Source organism: Streptomyces sp. AcH 505, from assembly GCF_000818175.1.
Lineage (GTDB): Bacteria > Actinomycetota > Actinomycetes > Streptomycetales > Streptomycetaceae > Streptomyces.
In genome coordinates this window covers 1-18,437 of sequence record NZ_JTIY01000024.1, presented here as the reverse complement: position 1 = coordinate 18,437, position 18,437 = coordinate 1, and the positions used below count along the sequence as shown (strand labels likewise).

Here is an 18,437-nt window from a genome sequence, read left to right as displayed (position 1 = left end):
GCCTGGACGCTGGCGGCGCAGGCTGTGACGGGGGCTCCCAGCGGTCCTTTAAAGCCGTGCCGGATCGAAATCTGGCCGGCGGCCAGATTGACCAGGAAGGCGGGGACGGTGAACGGCGAGAGGCGGCGCACGCCGCGCTCATCCACGGTGCGCACCGCATCGACGATGGCGGGAAAGCCGCCGACTCCGGAGGCGATGATCGTCGCCGTGCGTTCGCGCGCTCGCTCGTCCTCGGGCTTCCAGCCGGCCTGCGCCACGGCTTCATCGGCCGCCAGCAGCGCGAACTGGATGAAGCGGTCCATCTTGCGCTGGTCCTTGCGCGGCGCAGCACGGTCGGGATCAAACCCGGCCTCGGGATCGGCGTCGATGCCCTGAACATTACCGACCACCTTGGCGGGCAAATCGGCGCTGACATTGTCGGAGAGCGCACGCAGGCCGGATTGCCCGGCGATCAGCCGCGCCCACGACGGTTCGACGCCGCACCCGAGTGGTGAGACCATGCCCATTCCGGTGACAACGATGCGCCGCAGGTTGGATTTCCGCTGCATGAAGAGCCCCGTAGATAGATAACAAGTTAGCTAACAAGTCGGTAAAGTCAGATGACGTATATCATATGAAATGATCCCGCAATTACAATGCGGGAGCCGCCGCCGCGATCTCCCGGATTTCTCCTATCGCTTTGCAAACGCTGCATTATTTCTTGCGATCGAGAAACGATTTCATGTGCTGCTGCGGCTCGCCGGTGAGGAACGCCTTGCCGAAGATGGCGATGCTGTTGCGGATCGAATCCTGCAGCGGCAGTTCCTCCCACTGCCGGCAGAGCACCTTCTGGGCCTTCAGCGCTTCGTGGCCGCATTCGAGCAGTGTCGTGACGGTTGCTTCGATGGTGGCATCGAGTGTTCCGGCGTCCGAGATCGCATCGACGAAGCCCCAGTCGCGGGCGGTGCTGGCGTCGATTGTCGCACCGGTCATCACCAGCCAGCGGGTTCGGCCGCTACCGATCAGCCGCGGGAGGAGGGCGGCGTGGATCACGGAGGGAATGCCGACCTTCACTTCCGGCATGGCAAATTTCGCGGTCGGTGCTGCGATGCGGAAATCGCAGGCGGCTGCGACTTCGAGGCCGCCGCCGAGGCACCAGCCGGGAATGCGGGCGATCACCGGAACCGGAAACAGGCGGGTGGTTTCGCACAGTGCGCCGAGGCCGGTAATGAACGTTTCCGCCGAGGCCTGATCGAGCCGCGCCATCTCCTTGATGTCGGCGCCGCCGATGAAGGCCTTGTCGCTTTCGGCGCGGAACACCAGGACGCGGATGCGGTCGTTCTTGGCGAGTTCCTCCAGCCCCATCCGGATTCCGTTGATCGCCGGCGTGTCGAGGATGTTCATGCTGCCGGCGTTGCGGATGGTCAGGTGTGCGACGCCGCGCGCATCCATTTCTGCGCCGCAAAATTCGTTGATGATGTCCATTTCGTGTTCGATCTCGATTCTTGTCCGATTCCTGAAGGTTTGTATTTTGACCCAAAACCATTATATGATCTTGATCATCTTCAGGATCGGTCATGCGTTACTCCAAAGACCACAAGGCTGAGACCCACGCCAAGATCGTGAAGCACGCGTCGTCGCAGCTTCGCGAGAAGGGCACGCGTGGCATCGGCGTCGCCGATCTGATGAAGGAGGCCGGACTGACGCACGGCGGCTTCTATGCCCATTTCGGCTCCCGCGAAGATCTGGTGATCGAGGCCATTGCGCATGCCATGGACCAGACCACCGCGCGCTGGGGCAAGCTGGTGCAGGACAAGCCGGCGGACGAGCGGCTGGCGATGCTGGTCGACAGTTACCTGACTGCGCAGCATCGCGACGGCGCCGCGCGCGGGTGCGCCATTCCGTCGCTTGCGGCCGACGTGGTGCGTGAGTCGCCGAAAACGCGTCGCGTGTTTCTCGGCAAGCTCGAAGAGATGATCAGCCTGTTCGCCGATCAGCTGTCGGATCAGGCAAGTGCCGCGGCGCGTCAAAAGGCCATCGCGACCATCGCAACGCTGATGGGAACGCTGGTGCTGGCGCGCGTGGCCGGCAACAGCGCCTTTTCCCAGGAAATCCTCGAAGCCGGCCGCTCGGCCGCGCTCAGTCTCGATGACCGGGTCAAGCCGCCACGAAAACCGTCGCCGGCCAAGGAACCGACCAGGGACTTGACCAGGAAGGCGCTCAGGGCGGATTGAACAGCGCGCGCTCGCGCTCCACCGTCGCATAGATGTATTCGGCAACGGCGCGGATTCGGGCGAGGTCCTTGCTGTCCGCGTGCATCAGCAGCCAGAAATTGCGCAGGATCGAGACGCTGTCGGGCAGGATCGGCTGCAGGCCCGGCTGGCCGGCGGCCATGAAGCGCGGCAACACCGCAATTCCAAAACCGGCGAGTGTCGCGTTGTACTGCGCGATCAGGTTGCCACTGCGAAACCGCGCCGCAATCTTCGGCGAGACCTGCGGCAGATAGTCCAGTTCGGGCGTGTAGAGCAGCTCTTCGATGTAGCCGACAAAACGATGCGCCGGCAGGTCGTCGCGGCTTTTGATCTCCGGCGCCCGTGCGAGATAGGCGGGGGCGGCGTAGAGACCGAGGCTGTAATCGACCAGCTTGCGCCCGACAATGTGCCCCTCCTTGGGCAGTGCCAGGCTGATGGCAATATCGGCCTCTCGTTTCGACAGGCTGAACAGGCGTGCGGTTGCGACCAATTGGATGTCGAGATCCGGGTAGAGGTCGGCGAATTTCACCAGCCGTGGGGCCAGGAAGTGGGTGCCGAAGCCGTCCGGGGCGCCGATCCGGACCGTGCCGGTGAGGTGGGCCTTCGAGCCTCCGATCAGGTCCTGGTTGGCGACGATGGTCGATTCCATCGCTTCGGCGCTGGTGGCCACCCGGTGACCGGATTCGGTCAGCTGATAGCCGGTCTTGCGGCGGTCGAACAGTTTGGCCGACAGCTGGCGTTCCAGCCGGTCGACGCGCCGGATCACCGTGGTGTGGTCCACGCCCAGTTGTTTGGCGGCCGCCGAAACGGTACCACTGCGCACGATTGCCAGCACAAAGCGGAAATCATCCCAATCGATCTCGCTGGCTTGATCCGGCATTTCCGCACATCTATCCTGCATTATAACGCAGTTGAATGTTATAAAATGCACGTCAAAAAGTCTCGCAAAGACTTTAGGGAGACAGCTCATGCGTTCGATCGGTCATTTCGTCGGTGGCAAGGAAATCAAGGGACAGTCGGGACGGGTTGCCGACGTGTTCGAACCCATGACCGGCGAGGTGCAGGCGCATGTCGCGCTGGCCTCGAAGGCCGAGGTGCGGGAGGCGGTTCTGAACGCCAAGGCCGCGCAGCCGGCCTGGGCGGCGACCAATCCGCAGCGCCGCGCCCGCGTCATGATGAAATTCCTCGAACTGGCCCAGCGCGATTACGACAAGCTTGCCGACCGCCTGGCGCGCGAGCATGGCAAGACCGTCCCTGATGCCAAGGGCGACATCCAGCGCGGCCTCGAAGTGGTCGAATTCGCCTGCGGTATTCCGCACCTGATGAAGGGCGAGTACACGGAAGGTGCGGGTCCCGGCATCGACATCTACTCGATGCGCCAGCCGCTCGGTGTGGTCGCCGGCATCACCCCGTTCAATTTCCCGGCCATGATCCCGATGTGGAAGTTTGCCCCGGCGATCGCCTGCGGCAATGCCTTCATCCTCAAGCCCTCGGAGCGCGATCCCGGCGTGCCGATGATGCTGGCTGAACTGATGATCGAAGCGGGCCTGCCGGCCGGCATCCTCAATGTCGTCAACGGCGACAAGGAAGCCGTCGATGCCATCCTCGACGATCCGGACATTCGCGCCGTGGGCTTCGTCGGCTCCTCGCCGATCGCGCAGTACATCTATGAGCGGGCGGCCGCGACCGGCAAGCGTGCGCAGTGCTTCGGCGGCGCCAAGAACCACGCCATCATCATGCCGGACGCCGACATGGACCAGACCGTCGATGCGCTGATTGGCGCGGGCTATGGCTCCGCCGGCGAGCGCTGCATGGCGATTTCGGTCGCCGTGCCGGTCGGCCAGGCCACCGCCGACAAGCTGATCGAAAAATTGATTCCGCGGGTCGAGAACCTCAAGATCGGTCCGAGCACCGATCCGACCGCCGACTACGGTCCGCTGGTGACCAAGGCCGCGCTCGAGCGGGTCAAGGGCTATGTCGATATCGGCATCAAGGAGGGCGCCAAGCTCGTGGTCGACGGCCGCGGCTTCAAGATGCAGGGCTATGAGAACGGCTTCTACATGGGCGGCTGCCTGTTCGATCACGTCACGCCGGAGATGAAGATCTACAAGGAAGAGATCTTCGGGCCGGTGCTGTCGGTGGTGCGCGCCAAGGATTATAACGAGGCTCTGCGGCTGCCGACCGAGCACGAGTACGGCAACGGCGTCGCCATCTTCACCCGCGACGGCGATGCGGCCCGCGACTTCGCCGCCAAGGTCGATGTCGGCATGGTCGGTGTCAACGTGCCGATCCCGGTGCCGATCGCGTACTACACCTTCGGCGGCTGGAAACGCTCCGGCTTCGGCGATCTCAACCAGCACGGCCCGGATTCGATCCGGTTCTACACCAAGACCAAGACCGTCACCTCGCGCTGGCCCTCCGGCGTCAAGGACGGCGCGGAGTTCAGCATTCCGACCATGAATTAGTTTCGGCAGAGCGCGATGCAGTTCGCTCTCACCGAAGATCAACTGGCTGTGCGCGACATGGCGCGCAGCTTCGCCGCAGAGAAGATCGCGCCGCACGCCCTCGATTGGGATGAGCGCAAGCACTTCCCGATCGACGTGATGCGTGAGGCGGCGGCGCTCGGCATCGGCGGCATCTACATCCGCGATGACGTCGGCGGCTCGGCGATGACACGGTTCGATGCCGCGCTGATCTTCGAGGCGTTGGCGACGGGATGTCCGACCGTCTCGGCCTTCATCTCGATCCACAACATGGCGTCGTGGATGATCGACGCTTATGGTTCGGACGCGCAGCGCCACAAATGGCTGCCGAAGCTCTGCACCATGGAATTGGCGGCAAGCTATTGCCTGACCGAGCCGGGCTCCGGCTCCGACGCTGCCGCCTTGCGCACCCGCGCGGTGCGCGACGGCGATCACTATGTTCTCAATGGCCAGAAGCAGTTCATCTCCGGTGCCGGCGCCGGCGATCTCTATGTGGTGATGGTGCGCACCGGTGGTGACGGCCCCGGCGGCATCTCGACACTGGTCGTCGAAGCGGGGACGCCCGGCCTGTCGTTCGGCGCCAACGAACGCAAGATGGGTTGGAACGCGCAGCCGACCCGCGCCGTGATCTTCGAGAACGCCCGCGTGCCGGTGGCCAATCGTCTCGGCGACGAAGGCATCGGCTTCAAGATCGCCATGGCGGGGCTCGATGGCGGCCGTCTCAACATCACGGCGTGTTCGCTGGGCGGCGCACAGTCGGCGCTCGACAAAGCGCTCGCCTACATGAAAGAGCGCAAGGCATTCGGCAAGCGGCTGGATGAATTCCAGGCGCTGCAATTCCGCCTGGCCGACATGGCCACCGAACTGGAAGCGGCCCGGACGTTCCTGTGGCGGGCGGCGTCGGCGCTGGACCGCAAGGACCCCGACGCCACCATGCTGTGCGCGATGGCGAAGCGTTTCGGCACCGACGCCGGTTTTGAAGTGGCCAACCAGGCCCTGCAGCTGCACGGTGGTTATGGCTATCTCGCGGAGTATGGCATCGAAAAGATCGTGCGCGATCTGCGGGTGCATCAGATCCTGGAAGGCACCAACGAAATCATGCGCCTGATCGTGTCCCGCAAGCTGGTCGAGGGCGGCCGATGAGTGACAATGCCACTGCTGTGGTCGAGGGTGATCTGATCGTCCGTAGCGAGGGCGCCGTCGGCGTGCTGCGCCTGAACCGCCCCAAGGCGATCAATGCGCTCACGCTGGAGATGACCCGCGAGATCGATGCAGCGCTGGACAGTTTCGAGCTCGATCCGGCGATCAGCGTGATCCTGCTCGAAGGTGCGGGCGACCGCGGCCTGTGCGCCGGTGGCGATATTCGCGGGCTCTATGAGAGCGCGCGTGTCGGTGGCGATCTCGGCAAGGTATTCTGGGGCGAGGAATACATCGTCAACGCCCGCATCGAATCCTATCCCAAACCCTACGTCGCCTACATGGATGGCATCGTCATGGGCGGCGGCGTCGGGCTTGCCTGCCATTCGAGCCATCGCGTGGTGACCGAGAAGACCCGGATCGGCATGCCGGAAGTCAGCCTCGGATTCTTTCCGGACGTCGGCGGCACCTGGCTGCTGTCGCATGCGCCGGGCGAAGTCGGGACCTATCTGGCGCTGACCGGGCAGACCGCCAGCGGCGCCGATGCCGTCTATGCAAAACTCGCCGACGCGTTCGTGCCGACGACGCAGTGGCCGGCTCTGCGCAGCGCACTCACCCAGGCACCGCGCGGCGCGACCCATGCCGATGTGCAGGCGATCATCGATCGGTTCGCCACGCCGGTGTCCGGTGGGCCGATCGCGGCCAACCGCGACCTGATCGATCGATGTTTCGCCTTTGAGACCATGGAAGAGATCGTCGCGGCGCTTGCGCGCGACGGCTCGGAATTCGCGTTGGCGACACTGAAGACCATCGGCGAAAAATCGCCGCGCGGACTGAAGGTGACCTTGCGGTTGTTGCGGCAGGCGCGCACCTTGAGTTCGCTCAAGCAGGCGCTGGTGCATGAATATCGCGCCGCCCTCGAAGTGTTCGCCAGCCAGGATTTCGTCGAAGGCATTCGCGCCGCCATCGTCGACAAGGACCGCAACCCGATTTGGGTGCCGCCGCGGATCGAGGATGTCACGCCTGAGATCGTCGAGGCCTATTTCGCGCCGCGCAAGGACGAACTGGTCTTTCCGGACTAACGCTTTCAAAAAAAGTCAGAGGAAACGTCATGGCACATGTCGCATTCATCGGTCTCGGCAACATGGGCGGCCCGATGGCCGCCAATCTGGTCAAGGCCGGTCACAAGGTGACCGGTTTCGATCTGGTGCCGGCGTCGCGCGAGGCGGCGAAGGCCGCCGGTGCGGCCATTGCCAATTCCGCAGCAGAGAGCGTCAAGGGCGCTGACGTGGTGATCACCATGCTGCCGGCCGGCAAGCACGTGGTCGCGGTCTGGAGCGAGGTGCTGCCTGACGTCGCCAAGGGCGCCCTGATGATCGACTGCTCGACCATCGATGTCGACAGTGCGCGCCAGGCCCATGCGCTGGCCGCGAAAGCGTCACTCGGTTCGGTCGATGCGCCGGTATCCGGCGGCGTCGGGGGCGCCACCGCGGCGACGTTGACCTTCATGGCCGGCGGCACCGCACAAGCGTTTGCCGCTGCGAAGCCGGTCCTCGAAGCCATGGGCAAGAAGATCGTGCATTGCGGCGAAGCCGGAGCGGGGCAGGCAGCCAAGATCTGCAACAACATGATCCTGGGCATTTCCATGATCGGCGTGTCCGAGGCCTTCGCGCTGGCGGAGAAGCTGGGGCTGTCGCACCAGGCGCTGTTCGATGTCGCCTCGACCTCATCGGGCCAGTGCTGGTCGCTGACGACGTATTGCCCGGTGCCGGGACCGGTGCCGGCGTCGCCGGCCAACAACGACTACAAGCCGGGCTTTGCTGCCGCGCTGATGCTGAAGGATCTCAATCTGTCGCAGGAGGCGGCCAAGGCCTCCGGTGCTGCGACGCCGCTCGGCGCCCATGCGGCGGAGATCTACAGCGCCTTCGACAAGGCTGGTCATGGTGGTGTGGACTTCTCCGGCATCATCCGGCATCTGCGTGGGCTCGGCGAACAACACTGAGGTGTTGCCATGACGTCATTCCAGGACGCGCGTTCGTTTCTGCTGGCCAACCGCACCGACTACGACAAGGCGGTTGCCGAGTTCCGATGGCCTGACGCCGTCGATTTCAACTGGGCGCTCGATTGGTTCGATGCAGGGCTGGCCCAGAGTGCCGACAGCAAGGATCGCACCGCACTCTGGATTGTCGACGCGGCAAGCGGCAGCGAGATCAAACTGAGTTTCGAAACCCTGTCGCGCCGCTCCAACCAGGTGGCGAATTATCTGCGGGCGCGCGGCCTCAAGCGCGGCGACCACCTGCTGCTGCTGCTCGGCAATGTGGTGCCGCTGTGGGAGACCATGCTGGCGGCGATGAAGCTCGGCCTTGTGATCATTCCGGCGACGACGCTGTTGACGCCGGATGAACTGCAGGACCGGCTCGATCGCGGGCGCGCCAGGGCGGTGGTCGCATCGCAGGATCAGGTGGCGAAGTTCGACGGCCTGGTCAGCGAGGGCTTGACCCGGATTGTTGTCGGGGCTGCCGCGACCCACGGCGCGTGGGAGCGCTATGAGACCGCTGACAGTTTTGAGGAGACCTTTGCGCCCGACGGCGCGACGGGCGCCCACGATCCGATGTTGCTGTACTTCACTTCCGGGACCACCGCGAAACCGAAGCTGGTGCTGCACAGCCAGCGCAGCTATCCGGTCGGCGGACTGTCAACGATGTACTGGATCGGCCTGCAGCCGGGCGATGTCCATCTCAACATCTCGTCGCCGGGTTGGGCCAAACACGCCTGGAGCTGCTTCTTCGCGCCGTGGAATGCAGGCGCAACGGTATTCGTGGTCAACCAGCCGCGGTTCGATGCCAAGGGCCTGCTGTCGGTGGTCGAGCGCTGCAAAGTGACCACGCTGTGCGCGCCGCCGACGGTGTGGCGGCTGCTGATCCAGGAAAAACTTGCGTCCTACAAAATGTCGCTGCGCGAGGTCTGCGGCGCGGGTGAACCGCTCAATCCCGAGGTGATCGACCAGGTCAAGGCGGCCTGGGGACTGACCATCCGCGACGGCTACGGCCAGACCGAAACCACGGCGCTGGCCGGCAATTCACCGGGCCAGCCGGTGAAGATCGGCTCGAGGGGCCGCCCGCTGCCGGGCTATCGCATCAGGGTGACGGATGCCGACGGCCATCCGGCCAAGGAAGGCGAGGTGGGTCTGGTGCTCGGCGCCGATCGCCCCGCGGGGCTGATGCAGGGATACCAGGGCGAGGATGGCCAGCCGCGCGGTGCTGACGGTGAGGTCTACCGCACCGGTGACGTGGTGTTCCTGGATGACGACGGCTATCTGACCTTTGTTGGCCGCTCCGACGACGTGTTCAAGTCCTCCGATTATCGCATCAGTCCGTTCGAGCTGGAGAGCATCCTGCTCGAGCATGATGCGGTGGCCGAAGCCGCGGTGGTGCCGTCGCCGGACCCCATCCGGCTGGCCGTGCCAAAAGCGTATGTCCTGCTGGTGGGCGGTGTGGCGCCATCGCGCGACACCGCATTCTCGATTTTCAAGCACGTTCATTCGCGCCTGGCGCCGTTCAAGCGCATCCGGCGCATTGAACTCGTGAGCGAGCTGCCGAAAACGATTTCCGGCAAGATCCGCCGCGTGCAGCTGCGCCGGCTGGAGCATGACAATGACCGCGCCGACAAGCTGCGCGGTCAGGAGTTTCGGGAAGAGGATTTTCCGGAGCTGCAGGTCGGCCGGCCGGGCGGGGCGTAATAGGCGGACGGCGTTAATCCGCTGTTCCCAGCCGTGCGATGAAAATTTACGATCGCTCCGCCGCGACCTTGCGGTGGCATAGGTGCGGAGGTGCATTCGCGTTTCCGCGCGCCCGCTACCCGGACCTGGCGCAATTGTTTCAACGTTTGTCAGGCGGGCACTCGTTGGACATCGACGTGAGACGCCTCAAACCGGACCTCCGGCCGCATTACGTCCGTTGACTTGCCCAACTTGCGATGTGCCGTTTCAAGTACGTTGTAAATTCGTCCGCTCCGCCATGGAGGGCGCGCCCTCTGTTCCGAATCTCATAGAAATCGACCAGCGCGTCGGGCTTCGTTAAGTACTGGATGGTTGCGCCGCGTTGGCGGCAAGCCGGCACCACCGAGGACGGAGCAATGGCAACGCCCAATCCCGCGGCTGCCATCGCTACGGTTGTTTCGAGATAGTTGGCAACGAGTTCTGGCGGCCGACGTCGTCCCGCTCTGCGCAGATGCTCGGCGATGTACTGTTGAATAGGGTTGTCGGGCGGCATTCCTATGATTGTCTCGTCTCTGACCTCCGCCCAGGAAATCGTACGGCGATGACTTGCTCTCGGCAGCTTTGCCCGCACCGCAATCAGAGAGAATTGAAACAGCGAGGTCCGACGAAGCCCCGGCGTCGGCTTGATGAACATCCCCAAACCAATATCGACCTCGCCGGAATGGACCATGCCGGCAATTCGCGGCTGCTCGACGTCATGAATTCGCAGGCTCAAATTCGGTCGCGCCTGCCGGAAATGAGCCACGACCGATGGCAAAATGTTCGTTGCCGTCATCGGGGGAGCGGCGACTGAAAGCGAGCGCTGATCATTCGCGTCGGCTTGACCGATTTCAGAGACGCCAGCCTGCAGGTTGTTCAGGGTATCCTCGGCAAGCGCCAGAAAGCGCGCGCCGTGCGCCGTCAGCTCCACGTTTCTGGTCGTGCGATCGAACAGCCGAAACTGCACTTGTCGCTCAAGTTCCCGCATCAGCACGCTCAACCCCGACTGCGTCATCAACATCTGCTCGGCCGCGCGCGAAAAGCTCCGATGAGCCGCGACCAGCCGAAAGGCCTTGAGTTGGCGAAGAGAGATATTCATGACAAATCAGAATGAGATCATTTGATCTTTGAATTTGCCTCATGATCGGCAAGGCGTCAACGTCGGTTCAACAGAGCGCCTGCGGCTTGAGTGGGCGCGTCTCAATCGCCTGGCGCCGGAAGGATACGACATGGACGTGATGATCGTGGGTGCGGGCGTCGGGGGACTGACCCTGGCGCTTGAGCTTCACCAAGCGGGCTTTCAACCCCGGGTGTTCGAGGCGGCTCCCGAAATCAAGCCGGTCGGTGTCGGAATAACTTTGCTGCCGCATTGCGTGAAGGTGTTGACCGAGTTGGGGCTGCAGGATCGCCTTTCTCAAGCCGGCATCTCCACCCGCGAGTCGGCCTTCTTCAATCGATTTGGTCAATTGATCTACAGGGAATCGACGGGGCGGGACGCGGGGTACGAATGGCCGCAAATCCAGATCCACCGCGCCGATCTCCAGATGGCGCTGCTCGATGCGTTCAGGGAACGCGTCGGGGCGGATCGGTTGCACACGGGCTGGAAATGCGTCGCGATCGAGCAGTCAGGGACCGGCGTCGCAGCGTCATTTTGCGAGCCTTCGACAGGCGAAATGTACCCGCCGCAACAGGCCGATATCGCGGTCGGATGCGATGGTCTGCACTCAGCGGTCCGCAGCCAACTTCATCCAAACGAAGGCGATCCCCGGTACTCCGGGGTCAACATGTGGAGAGGTGTGACGCGGTGGAAGCCCTATCTGGGCGGATCCTGCTACGTGCGCGCGGGATGGCTCACTCCCGGGAAGATGGTCATCTATCCCATCCGCAACAGTATCGACGACCATGGTCGGCAGCTCATCAACTGGGTCGCGGAAGTGACCACGCCCCAGTACAAGCGTCGCGATTGGAATCGCCCCGGCCGCATCGACGACTTCATCGCGGCCTTCGACGATTGGCATTTCGATTGGCTGGATGTTCCGGCGATGATCCGTGCAGCCGACGCAATCCTCGAATTTCCCATGGTGGACCAGGATCCGCTGCCGTGGTGGACCAAAGGCTGCGTCACCCTGCTGGGGGACGCGGCGCATCCGATGGTGCCGCGTGGCTCGAATGGTGCGGGCCAAGCGATCCTCGACGCGCGATCGCTTTCGCGCGCTCTCGTGCGAGAGCCAACCCCATCGGCTGCATTGGCTGCCTACGAACGGGAGCGACTCCCCGCGACAACCGCAATCGTGCAGAGGAACAGGCAAAATCCACCTGATGCCATTCTCAGGGAAGTTTATGAACGCACCGGCGACAGGCCGTTCCATACGATCGGAGATGTGATCAGCAACGAGGAATTGGCGGCAATTTCCGACAGCTACAAGGTCGTGGCCGGCTATGACCGCCGATCGCTCCATCAGTGACCGATCGAGGCCGTCGAAGCTCATGGCCATCACGCCGATCGAGAAGGAGTTCGCCTTGTCCCGCTCCGACGTCCGGCGCTCATCGGTCGACGTTCCCTTAATCATCGGACGTCAGCCGTTCGGACCATTCCACGTGAGGGTAACGCTGCTGTGCGCCGCTGCGCTTTTCATCGACGGGTTCGATGTTCAGGCGATTGGATACGCCGCCCCCCGCTTGAGTGAGGATTGGCACCTCGCGCCGGGAGCGCTCGGAGGGGTCTTCGGTGCAGGCGTGCTCGGCCTGATGATCGGAGCTCTCATTTTCAGCCCGCTTGCGGATCGTCGCGGGCGTCGGCCGATCCTGATCCTGTGTGTGCTTCTCTCGGCAGTGGGCACGCTGATGACGACGGCCGCAACGTCGATGACTGGCCTCGCGGCGGTCAGATTTGTCACGGGACTTGGCCTCGGCGGCGCGATGCCGATATCCATCGCGCTGATCTCGGAATACAGCCCGGACAATCTACGCGCCAGGATGATCGTCGTGGGGTTTTGCGGCTACCCGCTGGGATCCGCATGTGCGGGCCTTGTCGCGGCGACGTTTGTTCATTCCTTCGGCTGGCAGTCTCTGTTCTATTTTGGAGGGGCTTTATCGCTGCTCGTAGCTCCTCTGCTCGTGATCGCTCTGCCCGAATCTCTGAGAATTCTCACACTCAAGGGCGGCAAATCGCGGCAGATCCGCCGAATCCTGCACCAGCTCGATCCCGCGCATCGCTTTGATGAGACGGCGGAGTTCATCACTCACGAGGAGAAGTCGCCGGGCTTCTCGGTTCTCTATCTCTTTCGCGGCGGACGTCTGCCGGCGACCCTTTTGCTCTGGATCGTATTCCTGGCAAGCCTGCTTGATCTCTTTCTCATCAACAATTGGCTGCCGACGATGATCAGGAGCGCGGGCCTTCCGTTGCAGACGGCGGCCATCGCGACGGCGTTTTTCCAAATCGGCGGCATCGTCGGCGCGCTCACGTTCGGTTGGTTGATCGACAGGTTTGGGGTCTACCGGGTCATGAGCATGGGAAACGTACTCGCCGCGATCTTCATTTCCAGCATTGGCCTCGTGAGCGGTGTTGTCTGGGCTCTGATCCCCTTCGTGTTCTGTGCTGGGTTCTGCGTGGTTGGCGGCCAGATAAGCCTCAATGCCCTGGCTTCCAGGTTTTACCCGACGCACATGCGCTCGACCGGGGTTGGCTGGGCATTGGGGATGGGACGCATCGGATCGTTCGCGGGGCCCGTCATCGGGGGTTACTTGCTTTCGCGGCAATGGGGCACGGCCGCGATCCTGTTTTCCGCGGCGATCCCCGCTCTCGCAGGTGCGGCGGCCGTTGTGTGTTTATCGCTCTTTCATCATCTCACCAGCCAGGAAACGGATCCGACGTCGCGCCCGGACGATTTCAAACGCGCGAAACCGCTGAAGATCGGCGGCTCTGCATGAACACCCGAAGATCCAACCAAAATCGGAGCATTGAAAATGGATCGGAAAATCCAAGAAAAAACTCAAGAACATCTGCAGATTGACGCGGACGCCATCCGTGACATTGAACGTCGCTTCAACGAGGCTTGGGGCCGGCATGACGCCGACGCTATGGTCGAGTCGCTCCTTGATGAGGCACACGTCGTGACAGTGAACGGCGCATGGACCAAGTCGCGCGAGAAATTTCGCGACTTGATGATTCGGCTGCATGGGCCGAACGGCCCATTCCGCGAGAGCACGCGGGAGACTCCGGAGTTCGACATTCAGTTCGTTGGATCGGACGCGGCGATTTTGCATACGCGGTTTCATATCCATGGAGATGTCGACGAGAGCGAGCGCAACAGCATCGGTACGCGCGTGCTTCGTAAAATCGATGGGCGTTGGTGGACGGTTGCCGTCCAGAACACGGATGTCCGACCTGCGCGCAGGCACTAAAGGGGCAAGCGGCGGGCGTATGATACGCCGCTTGCCTTGAATGCAGGTGGGGGAGCCGGCCGGGCGGCATGGCTCGAGGCATTGTCAGCCGAAGCCTGCTTGACCGGCTCGGGAGCCCGGGCCGCGTCACCCTGTACGACGAAAGTTCAGGATTGTGCGGCCGTAGCCTTGCGTGCGCCCTGAAAAAAGCCTCCTATCGGCATGGACCGACCGGGATGTGCCGAATTTCTCATGATCGACAAGCTTGAATTCCTGCTGGCCCTGGCGCGCGAACAGCACTTCGGCCGCGCCGCCGAGTTCTGTGATGTGAGCCAGCCGACCTTGTCGGCGGGAATCAAGCAACTCGAGGAATCGCTGGGCCTGCTGCTGGTCAATCGCGGATCGCGGTTTCAGGGGTTCACCCCGGAAGGCGAGCGGGTGCTGGAGTGGGCGCGGCGCATTGTCGGCGACGCCCGTGCCATGCATCAGGATATCGAGGCGATGAAGCATGGCCTGATCGGCCATATCAAGATCGCGGCGATTCCGACGGCGCTGGCGATGACCGCGACATTGACCACGCCGTTTCGCGCGAAACACCCCGGCGTGAAGTTCACCATCGTGTCCTCCACGTCGATCGAAGTTCTGCGCCTACTGGAAAATCTGGAAGTCGATGCAGGCCTGACCTATCTGGACAACGAGCCGCTCGGCAACGTCAACACGGTGCCGCTGTATCTCGAACAGTATCGGCTGCTGACCTCACCGGACGGTGAACTGGGGGACCGCGATATCGTCACGTGGGCGGAGGTCGCTCACATTCCGCTGTGCCTCCTGACGCCCAACATGCAGAATCGGCGCATCATCGATCAGTTGCTGCAGCGGGCCGGCGCCACCGCATCGCCGACGCTCGAATCGAATTCGATGATTGTGCTGTACGCGCATGTCCGCACCGGCCGCTGGGCGAGCGTGATGCCGGCGCGGCTGGCGGAAACCCTGGGATTGACGGACAAGGTGCGCTCGATCCCGATCGTGGAGCCGAGCAGCGTGCACGCCATAGGGCTTGTTGTTCCGCACCGCGAACCAATGACGCCGCTGACGGCGGCGCTGGTGGAAGAGGCGCGCCTGCTGGCCAAGACCATGGCGACCCAGGTCTAGCGGCATTGCTCGTATGTGCAGGCGATTCCGCGTGGACAAAGCCGCCGTTCCATGGAATCTGCGGGCTCGATCATCATAATCCGGAAGTCAGGGACAAGTATGGCTGATGCAATCGCGCGTGATGCGTATATCAAGCTGGTTGGGCAGGAAGTCGGTGTGTCATCCTGGCATGTCGTGGACCAGAAGCGTATCGACGCCTTCGCCGAGGTGACGGAAGATCATCAGTTCATTCATGTCGATCCGGTTCGCGCGGCAAAAGAGACCCCGTTCGGAACCACGATCGCGCACGGCTTTCTCAGCCTGTCCTTGATGAGCGCGTTCGCCTACGAGGTGCTGCCGTCGATCGAAGGCACCGCGATGAGCGTGAACTACGGTTTTGACAAGCTGCGTTTCGTCTCGCCGGTGCGCGCGGGCGCGCGCGTCCGTGGCCGCTTCACCTTGACCGATGCGACGCTGCGCGGGCCCAAGGAATTGCTGTCGCGCACCAACGTCACTGTTGAGATCGAAGGCGAATCCAAACCCGCTTTGGTGGCCGATTGGCTCGGCCTGATCATCTCCGCTTAATTGAAGGGACCGACACGCATGGCAATCAGATTTGACGGACGGGTCGCGATCGTAACCGGTGCGGGCAACGGGCTCGGGCGCGCGCATGCGCTCGGCCTTGCAGCCCTCGGTGCAAAGGTGGTGGTCAACGATTTCGGTGGCGCGCGCGACGGCACCGGCGGCTCGCTGGGCCCCGCGGACGCGGTGGTCGAGGAAATCCGCAAGGCCGGCGGTGAGGCGATCTCCGACGGCGCCGATGTGTCGAACTTCGACCAGGTGCAGGCGATGGTCGCCAAGGCGACCGCGTTATGGGGCAGCGTCGACCTGCTGGTGGCCAATGCCGGCATCCTGCGCGACAAGTCGTTCGCCAAGATGGAGCCGGACGATTTCCGGAAAGTCGTCGACGTGCACCTGATCGGCACCTTCAACTGCTGCAAGGCGGTGTGGAATGGAATGCGCGAGCGCAACTATGGCCGCATCGTCATCACCACCTCGAGCTCCGGACTGTTCGGCAATTTCGGCCAGGCCAATTATGGCGCCGCGAAAGCGGCGATGGCCGGCCTGATGAACGTGCTGGCGGAGGAGGGCCGCAAGACCAACATTCGCGTCAACACCATTTCGCCGACCGCGGCGACCCGGATGACCGAAGAGCTGCTGCCGCCCCAGGCGCTGCAGTTGATGAAACCGGAATCGATCACGCCTGCGGTGCTTTACCTGCTCAGCGAGGATGCCCCGACCCGGACCATCATGGGAGCCGGAGCCGGCTCCTTTGCCGTGATCAAGATCATGGAGAGCGAGGGCATCAATTTGTCGCAGGCCGACTGGACCCCCGATGCGGTGGCTGCCCACTTCAAGGAGATCGGCGACATGTCCAAGGCCCAGGCGCTGGAAGGGGCGTTCCAGCAGACCCAGAAATACGTCGCCCAGGCGGCGGCACGAGCCGGAATCAAGCTCTGAGCGGCTCCTCTGACGGCCGGTTGCAGCGGTAGTTCTAACGGATTTTCCCGCTCAACCGTTCCAAATCGATTGGTTTTTGCTATCGCAGCATAAGACCCGCACCCTTGATCGATTCTAAGTTTTTATCCAGCGTTGTCCGAACGTTGGATAGAGGCCGGAACGGTGCAAGGGATGGAAACCAAACTGCAATCTCAGGGGACTTTGCAGTCCCGGGGGGAACCCTGGAGCGAGCAACTCGCCCAGGAGATCATCGCCGAGCACAAGGTCCTGGACGGGGCCACCCTGCCGATCCTGCATGCCCTGCAGGAGGCCTTCGGCTATGTGCCGGAGGCGGCCATCCCCCTGGTGGCGCAGGCGCTGAACCTGTCGCGGGCCGAGGTCCACGGCGTCGCGACCTTCTATCATGACTTCCGCAGGCAGCCTGCCGGCAAACACGTCCTCAAGCTGTGCGGCGCCGAGGCTTGCCAGGCGATGGGCGCCGATCATCTGGCTGAATGCGCCGAGAAGAAGCTCGGCGTGAAGATCGGCGAGACCACCGGCGACGGCCAGGTCACCCTTGAACACATCTATTGCCTGGGCCTGTGCGCAGTTGCGCCGTCGGGCATGATCAATGGCCGCCTTGTCGGCCGGCTCGACGAGGCGCGGCTCGACGCCATGCTGGCGGAGGCGCGGACATGAGCGTGCGGATTTTTCTCTCGCGCGACGCGGCGTCGGTGGCCGTCGGCGCGGACGAGGTGGCGGAAACCATCACCCGTGATGCCGAGCGTCGTGGTCTTGCCATCGAGCTGGTACGGACCGGCTCGCGCGGCATGTGCTGGCTCGAGCCATTGATCGAAGTTGCCACGCCGGCCGGCCGGGTGGCCTATGGGCCGGTGTCGCTCGCGGATGTGCCGTCGCTGCTCGATGCCGTGGCCAAGGATGGCGCGCATCCGCTCCGGCAGGGGCTGACCGACGACATCCCCTGGCTCAAGCGCCAGACCCGGCTGACCTTCGCCCGCTGCGGCGTGATCGATCCCCGCTCGATCGACGACTATCGCGCCCATGGCGGCTTCAAGGGCCTGGACAACGCGCTGCCGCTCGGCTCCGACGCGATCATCGAGCAGGTGCTGCAGTCCGGCCTGCGTGGCCGCGGCGGCGCGGGTTTCCCCACCGGCATCAAGTGGAAGACCGTGGCCCAGGCGGCCGGACCGCAGAAGTATATCGTCTGCAACGCGGACGAGGGTGATAGCGGCACGTTCGCCGACCGCATGATCATGGAAGGCGATCCCTTCCTGCTGGTCGAGGGTATGACCATCGCCGGCATCGCGGTCGGTGCCGACAAGGGTTTCATCTACATCCGCTCCGAATATCCGCACGCCATCGCGGCGATGAAGGCGGCGATCGTCGCCGCCCGCCGCGCCGGCTTCCTCGGCAAGGCGGTGGCCGGATCGGCGCAGGCGTTCGATCTGGAAGTGCGGACCGGCGCCGGCGCCTATGTCTGCGGCGAGGAGACCTCGCTGCTGGAAAGCCTGGAAGGCAAGCGCGGCCTGGTGCGCGCCAAGCCGCCGCTGCCGGCGCATGTCGGTCTGTTCGGCAAGCCCACCGTGATCAACAACGTGCTGTCGTTCACCGCCATTCCCTTCATCATGGCGGAAGGCGCCAAGGCTTATGCCGATTACGGCATGGGTCGCTCCCGCGGCACCATGCCCATTCAATTAGCCGGCAACATCAAGCACGGCGGCCTGTTCGAGACCGCGTTCGGCATCACGCTGGGCGAGCTGATCGACGATGTCGGCGGCGGCACCGCCAGCGGCA

18 protein-coding genes are annotated in these 18,437 nt (G+C 63.5%); 14 read left to right on the top strand and 4 right to left on the bottom strand.

Annotated features, from left to right (window positions below; all coding sequences use genetic code 11):
• Window positions 1–548, bottom strand: a 548-nt coding sequence (locus tag HY68_RS39120) for a beta-ketoacyl synthase N-terminal-like domain-containing protein (protein WP_277816802.1), incomplete at its 3' end; no start/stop codon positions are given.
• Between the two features lie 145 nt (window positions 549–693).
• A complete protein-coding gene (locus HY68_RS39115) occupies window positions 694–1,464 on the bottom strand; it encodes an enoyl-CoA hydratase (protein ID WP_042002484.1) in 771 nt (256 codons plus the stop codon).
• 92 nt (window positions 1,465–1,556) lie between these two features.
• Between HY68_RS39115 and HY68_RS39110 the strand changes: the two genes are divergently transcribed.
• Window positions 1,557–2,213, top strand: a complete 657-nt coding sequence (locus HY68_RS39110; protein WP_042002483.1) for a TetR/AcrR family transcriptional regulator — start codon at window positions 1,557–1,559, stop codon at window positions 2,211–2,213.
• Here HY68_RS39110 and HY68_RS39105 read toward each other — a convergent pair.
• The gene (locus HY68_RS39105; RefSeq protein WP_042002482.1) at window positions 2,200–3,111 is read right to left on the bottom strand and encodes a LysR family transcriptional regulator; all 912 of its coding nucleotides are present in this window, start codon (window positions 3,109–3,111) and stop codon (window positions 2,200–2,202) included. The genes HY68_RS39110 and HY68_RS39105 overlap by 14 nt on opposite strands.
• A gap of 88 nt (window positions 3,112–3,199) precedes the next feature.
• Between HY68_RS39105 and HY68_RS39100 the strand changes: the two genes are divergently transcribed.
• From HY68_RS39100 to HY68_RS39080, 5 genes are read left to right on the top strand one after another with little or no spacing between them, the layout of a single operon-like run.
• On the top strand, window positions 3,200–4,696 hold the full coding sequence (locus HY68_RS39100; protein WP_042002481.1) for a CoA-acylating methylmalonate-semialdehyde dehydrogenase: 1,497 nt from the start codon (window positions 3,200–3,202) through the stop codon (window positions 4,694–4,696).
• A 15-nt stretch (window positions 4,697–4,711) separates the two neighbouring features.
• Window positions 4,712–5,857: an isobutyryl-CoA dehydrogenase gene (locus HY68_RS39095; RefSeq protein ID WP_042002480.1), complete on the top strand. Its 1,146-nt coding sequence runs from the start codon at window positions 4,712–4,714 to the stop codon at window positions 5,855–5,857.
• Window positions 5,854–6,933, top strand: coding sequence for an enoyl-CoA hydratase/isomerase family protein (locus HY68_RS39090; protein ID WP_042002479.1), 1,080 nt, complete (start codon window positions 5,854–5,856; stop codon window positions 6,931–6,933). Before HY68_RS39095 ends, HY68_RS39090 begins: the two co-directional genes overlap by 4 nt.
• Before the next feature lie 29 nt (window positions 6,934–6,962).
• Window positions 6,963–7,853: a 3-hydroxyisobutyrate dehydrogenase gene (gene mmsB / locus HY68_RS39085; RefSeq protein ID WP_042002478.1), complete on the top strand. Its 891-nt coding sequence runs from the start codon at window positions 6,963–6,965 to the stop codon at window positions 7,851–7,853.
• Window positions 7,854–7,862: 9 nt separating this feature from the next.
• Complete coding sequence (locus tag HY68_RS39080; protein WP_042002477.1) at window positions 7,863–9,590, top strand: AMP-binding protein; 1,728 nt, start codon at window positions 7,863–7,865, stop codon at window positions 9,588–9,590.
• A gap of 208 nt (window positions 9,591–9,798) precedes the next feature.
• Here HY68_RS39080 and HY68_RS41720 read toward each other — a convergent pair whose 3' ends face one another.
• Window positions 9,799–10,707 carry a LysR family transcriptional regulator gene (locus HY68_RS41720; protein ID WP_078864264.1) on the bottom strand — a complete coding sequence of 303 codons (909 nt, stop codon included), beginning with the start codon at window positions 10,705–10,707 and terminating at the stop codon, window positions 9,799–9,801.
• 130 nt (window positions 10,708–10,837) lie between these two features.
• Here HY68_RS41720 and HY68_RS39075 point away from each other — a divergent pair, with 130 nt between their 5' ends.
• The 8 genes from HY68_RS39075 to HY68_RS39040 form a co-directional block, all read left to right on the top strand.
• Window positions 10,838–12,073: a flavin-dependent oxidoreductase gene (locus HY68_RS39075; protein ID WP_042002476.1), complete on the top strand. Its 1,236-nt coding sequence runs from the start codon at window positions 10,838–10,840 to the stop codon at window positions 12,071–12,073.
• Window positions 12,048–13,538, top strand: coding sequence for an MFS transporter (locus HY68_RS39070; protein ID WP_052457600.1), 1,491 nt, complete (start codon window positions 12,048–12,050; stop codon window positions 13,536–13,538). Before HY68_RS39075 ends, HY68_RS39070 begins: the two co-directional genes overlap by 26 nt.
• Window positions 13,539–13,574: 36 nt before the next feature.
• Complete coding sequence (locus HY68_RS39065; protein ID WP_042002475.1) at window positions 13,575–14,012, top strand: SgcJ/EcaC family oxidoreductase; 438 nt, start codon at window positions 13,575–13,577, stop codon at window positions 14,010–14,012.
• A gap of 231 nt (window positions 14,013–14,243) precedes the next feature.
• Window positions 14,244–15,143 (top strand): LysR family transcriptional regulator, encoded by a 900-nt coding sequence (locus HY68_RS39060; protein WP_042002474.1) that lies wholly within the window; start codon window positions 14,244–14,246, stop codon window positions 15,141–15,143.
• Between the two features lie 99 nt (window positions 15,144–15,242).
• A complete protein-coding gene (locus HY68_RS39055; RefSeq protein ID WP_042002473.1) occupies window positions 15,243–15,707 on the top strand; it encodes a MaoC family dehydratase in 465 nt (154 codons plus the stop codon).
• A gap of 18 nt (window positions 15,708–15,725) precedes the next feature.
• On the top strand, window positions 15,726–16,643 hold the full coding sequence (locus tag HY68_RS39050; RefSeq protein ID WP_042002472.1) for an SDR family NAD(P)-dependent oxidoreductase: 918 nt from the start codon (window positions 15,726–15,728) through the stop codon (window positions 16,641–16,643).
• A gap of 171 nt (window positions 16,644–16,814) precedes the next feature.
• Window positions 16,815–17,321, top strand: coding sequence for a formate dehydrogenase subunit gamma (locus HY68_RS39045; RefSeq protein ID WP_107070314.1), 507 nt, complete (start codon window positions 16,815–16,817; stop codon window positions 17,319–17,321).
• Window positions 17,318–18,437: formate dehydrogenase beta subunit (locus HY68_RS39040; protein ID WP_042002470.1), on the top strand; the 1,120-nt coding region annotated here is incomplete at its 3' end. The genes HY68_RS39045 and HY68_RS39040, both read left to right, overlap by 4 nt.

Excerpts from the sequence above, each read along its gene's own strand:
- HY68_RS39100 (WP_042002481.1), top strand. The coding sequence starts at position 3,200 with ATGCGTTCGATCGGTCATTTCGTCGGTGGCAAGGAAATCAAGGGACAG.
- HY68_RS39065 (WP_042002475.1), top strand. The coding sequence starts at position 13,575 with ATGGATCGGAAAATCCAAGAAAAAACTCAAGAACATCTGCAGATTGAC.
- HY68_RS39110 (WP_042002483.1), top strand. The coding sequence starts at position 1,557 with ATGCGTTACTCCAAAGACCACAAGGCTGAGACCCACGCCAAGATCGTG.
- HY68_RS39045 (WP_107070314.1), top strand. The coding sequence starts at position 16,815 with ATGGAAACCAAACTGCAATCTCAGGGGACTTTGCAGTCCCGGGGGGAA.
- HY68_RS39070 (WP_052457600.1), top strand. The coding sequence starts at position 12,048 with ATGACCGCCGATCGCTCCATCAGTGACCGATCGAGGCCGTCGAAGCTC.
- HY68_RS39050 (WP_042002472.1), top strand. The coding sequence starts at position 15,726 with ATGGCAATCAGATTTGACGGACGGGTCGCGATCGTAACCGGTGCGGGC.
- mmsB (WP_042002478.1), top strand. The coding sequence starts at position 6,963 with ATGGCACATGTCGCATTCATCGGTCTCGGCAACATGGGCGGCCCGATG.
- HY68_RS39080 (WP_042002477.1), top strand. The coding sequence starts at position 7,863 with ATGACGTCATTCCAGGACGCGCGTTCGTTTCTGCTGGCCAACCGCACC.
- HY68_RS41720 (WP_078864264.1), bottom strand. The coding sequence starts at position 10,707 with ATGAATATCTCTCTTCGCCAACTCAAGGCCTTTCGGCTGGTCGCGGCT.
- HY68_RS39105 (WP_042002482.1), bottom strand. The coding sequence starts at position 3,111 with ATGCCGGATCAAGCCAGCGAGATCGATTGGGATGATTTCCGCTTTGTG.
- HY68_RS39095 (WP_042002480.1), top strand. The coding sequence starts at position 4,712 with ATGCAGTTCGCTCTCACCGAAGATCAACTGGCTGTGCGCGACATGGCG.
- HY68_RS39060 (WP_042002474.1), top strand. The coding sequence starts at position 14,244 with ATGATCGACAAGCTTGAATTCCTGCTGGCCCTGGCGCGCGAACAGCAC.
- HY68_RS39055 (WP_042002473.1), top strand. The coding sequence starts at position 15,243 with ATGGCTGATGCAATCGCGCGTGATGCGTATATCAAGCTGGTTGGGCAG.
- HY68_RS39075 (WP_042002476.1), top strand. The coding sequence starts at position 10,838 with ATGGACGTGATGATCGTGGGTGCGGGCGTCGGGGGACTGACCCTGGCG.
- HY68_RS39090 (WP_042002479.1), top strand. The coding sequence starts at position 5,854 with ATGAGTGACAATGCCACTGCTGTGGTCGAGGGTGATCTGATCGTCCGT.
- HY68_RS39115 (WP_042002484.1), bottom strand. The coding sequence starts at position 1,464 with ATGGACATCATCAACGAATTTTGCGGCGCAGAAATGGATGCGCGCGGC.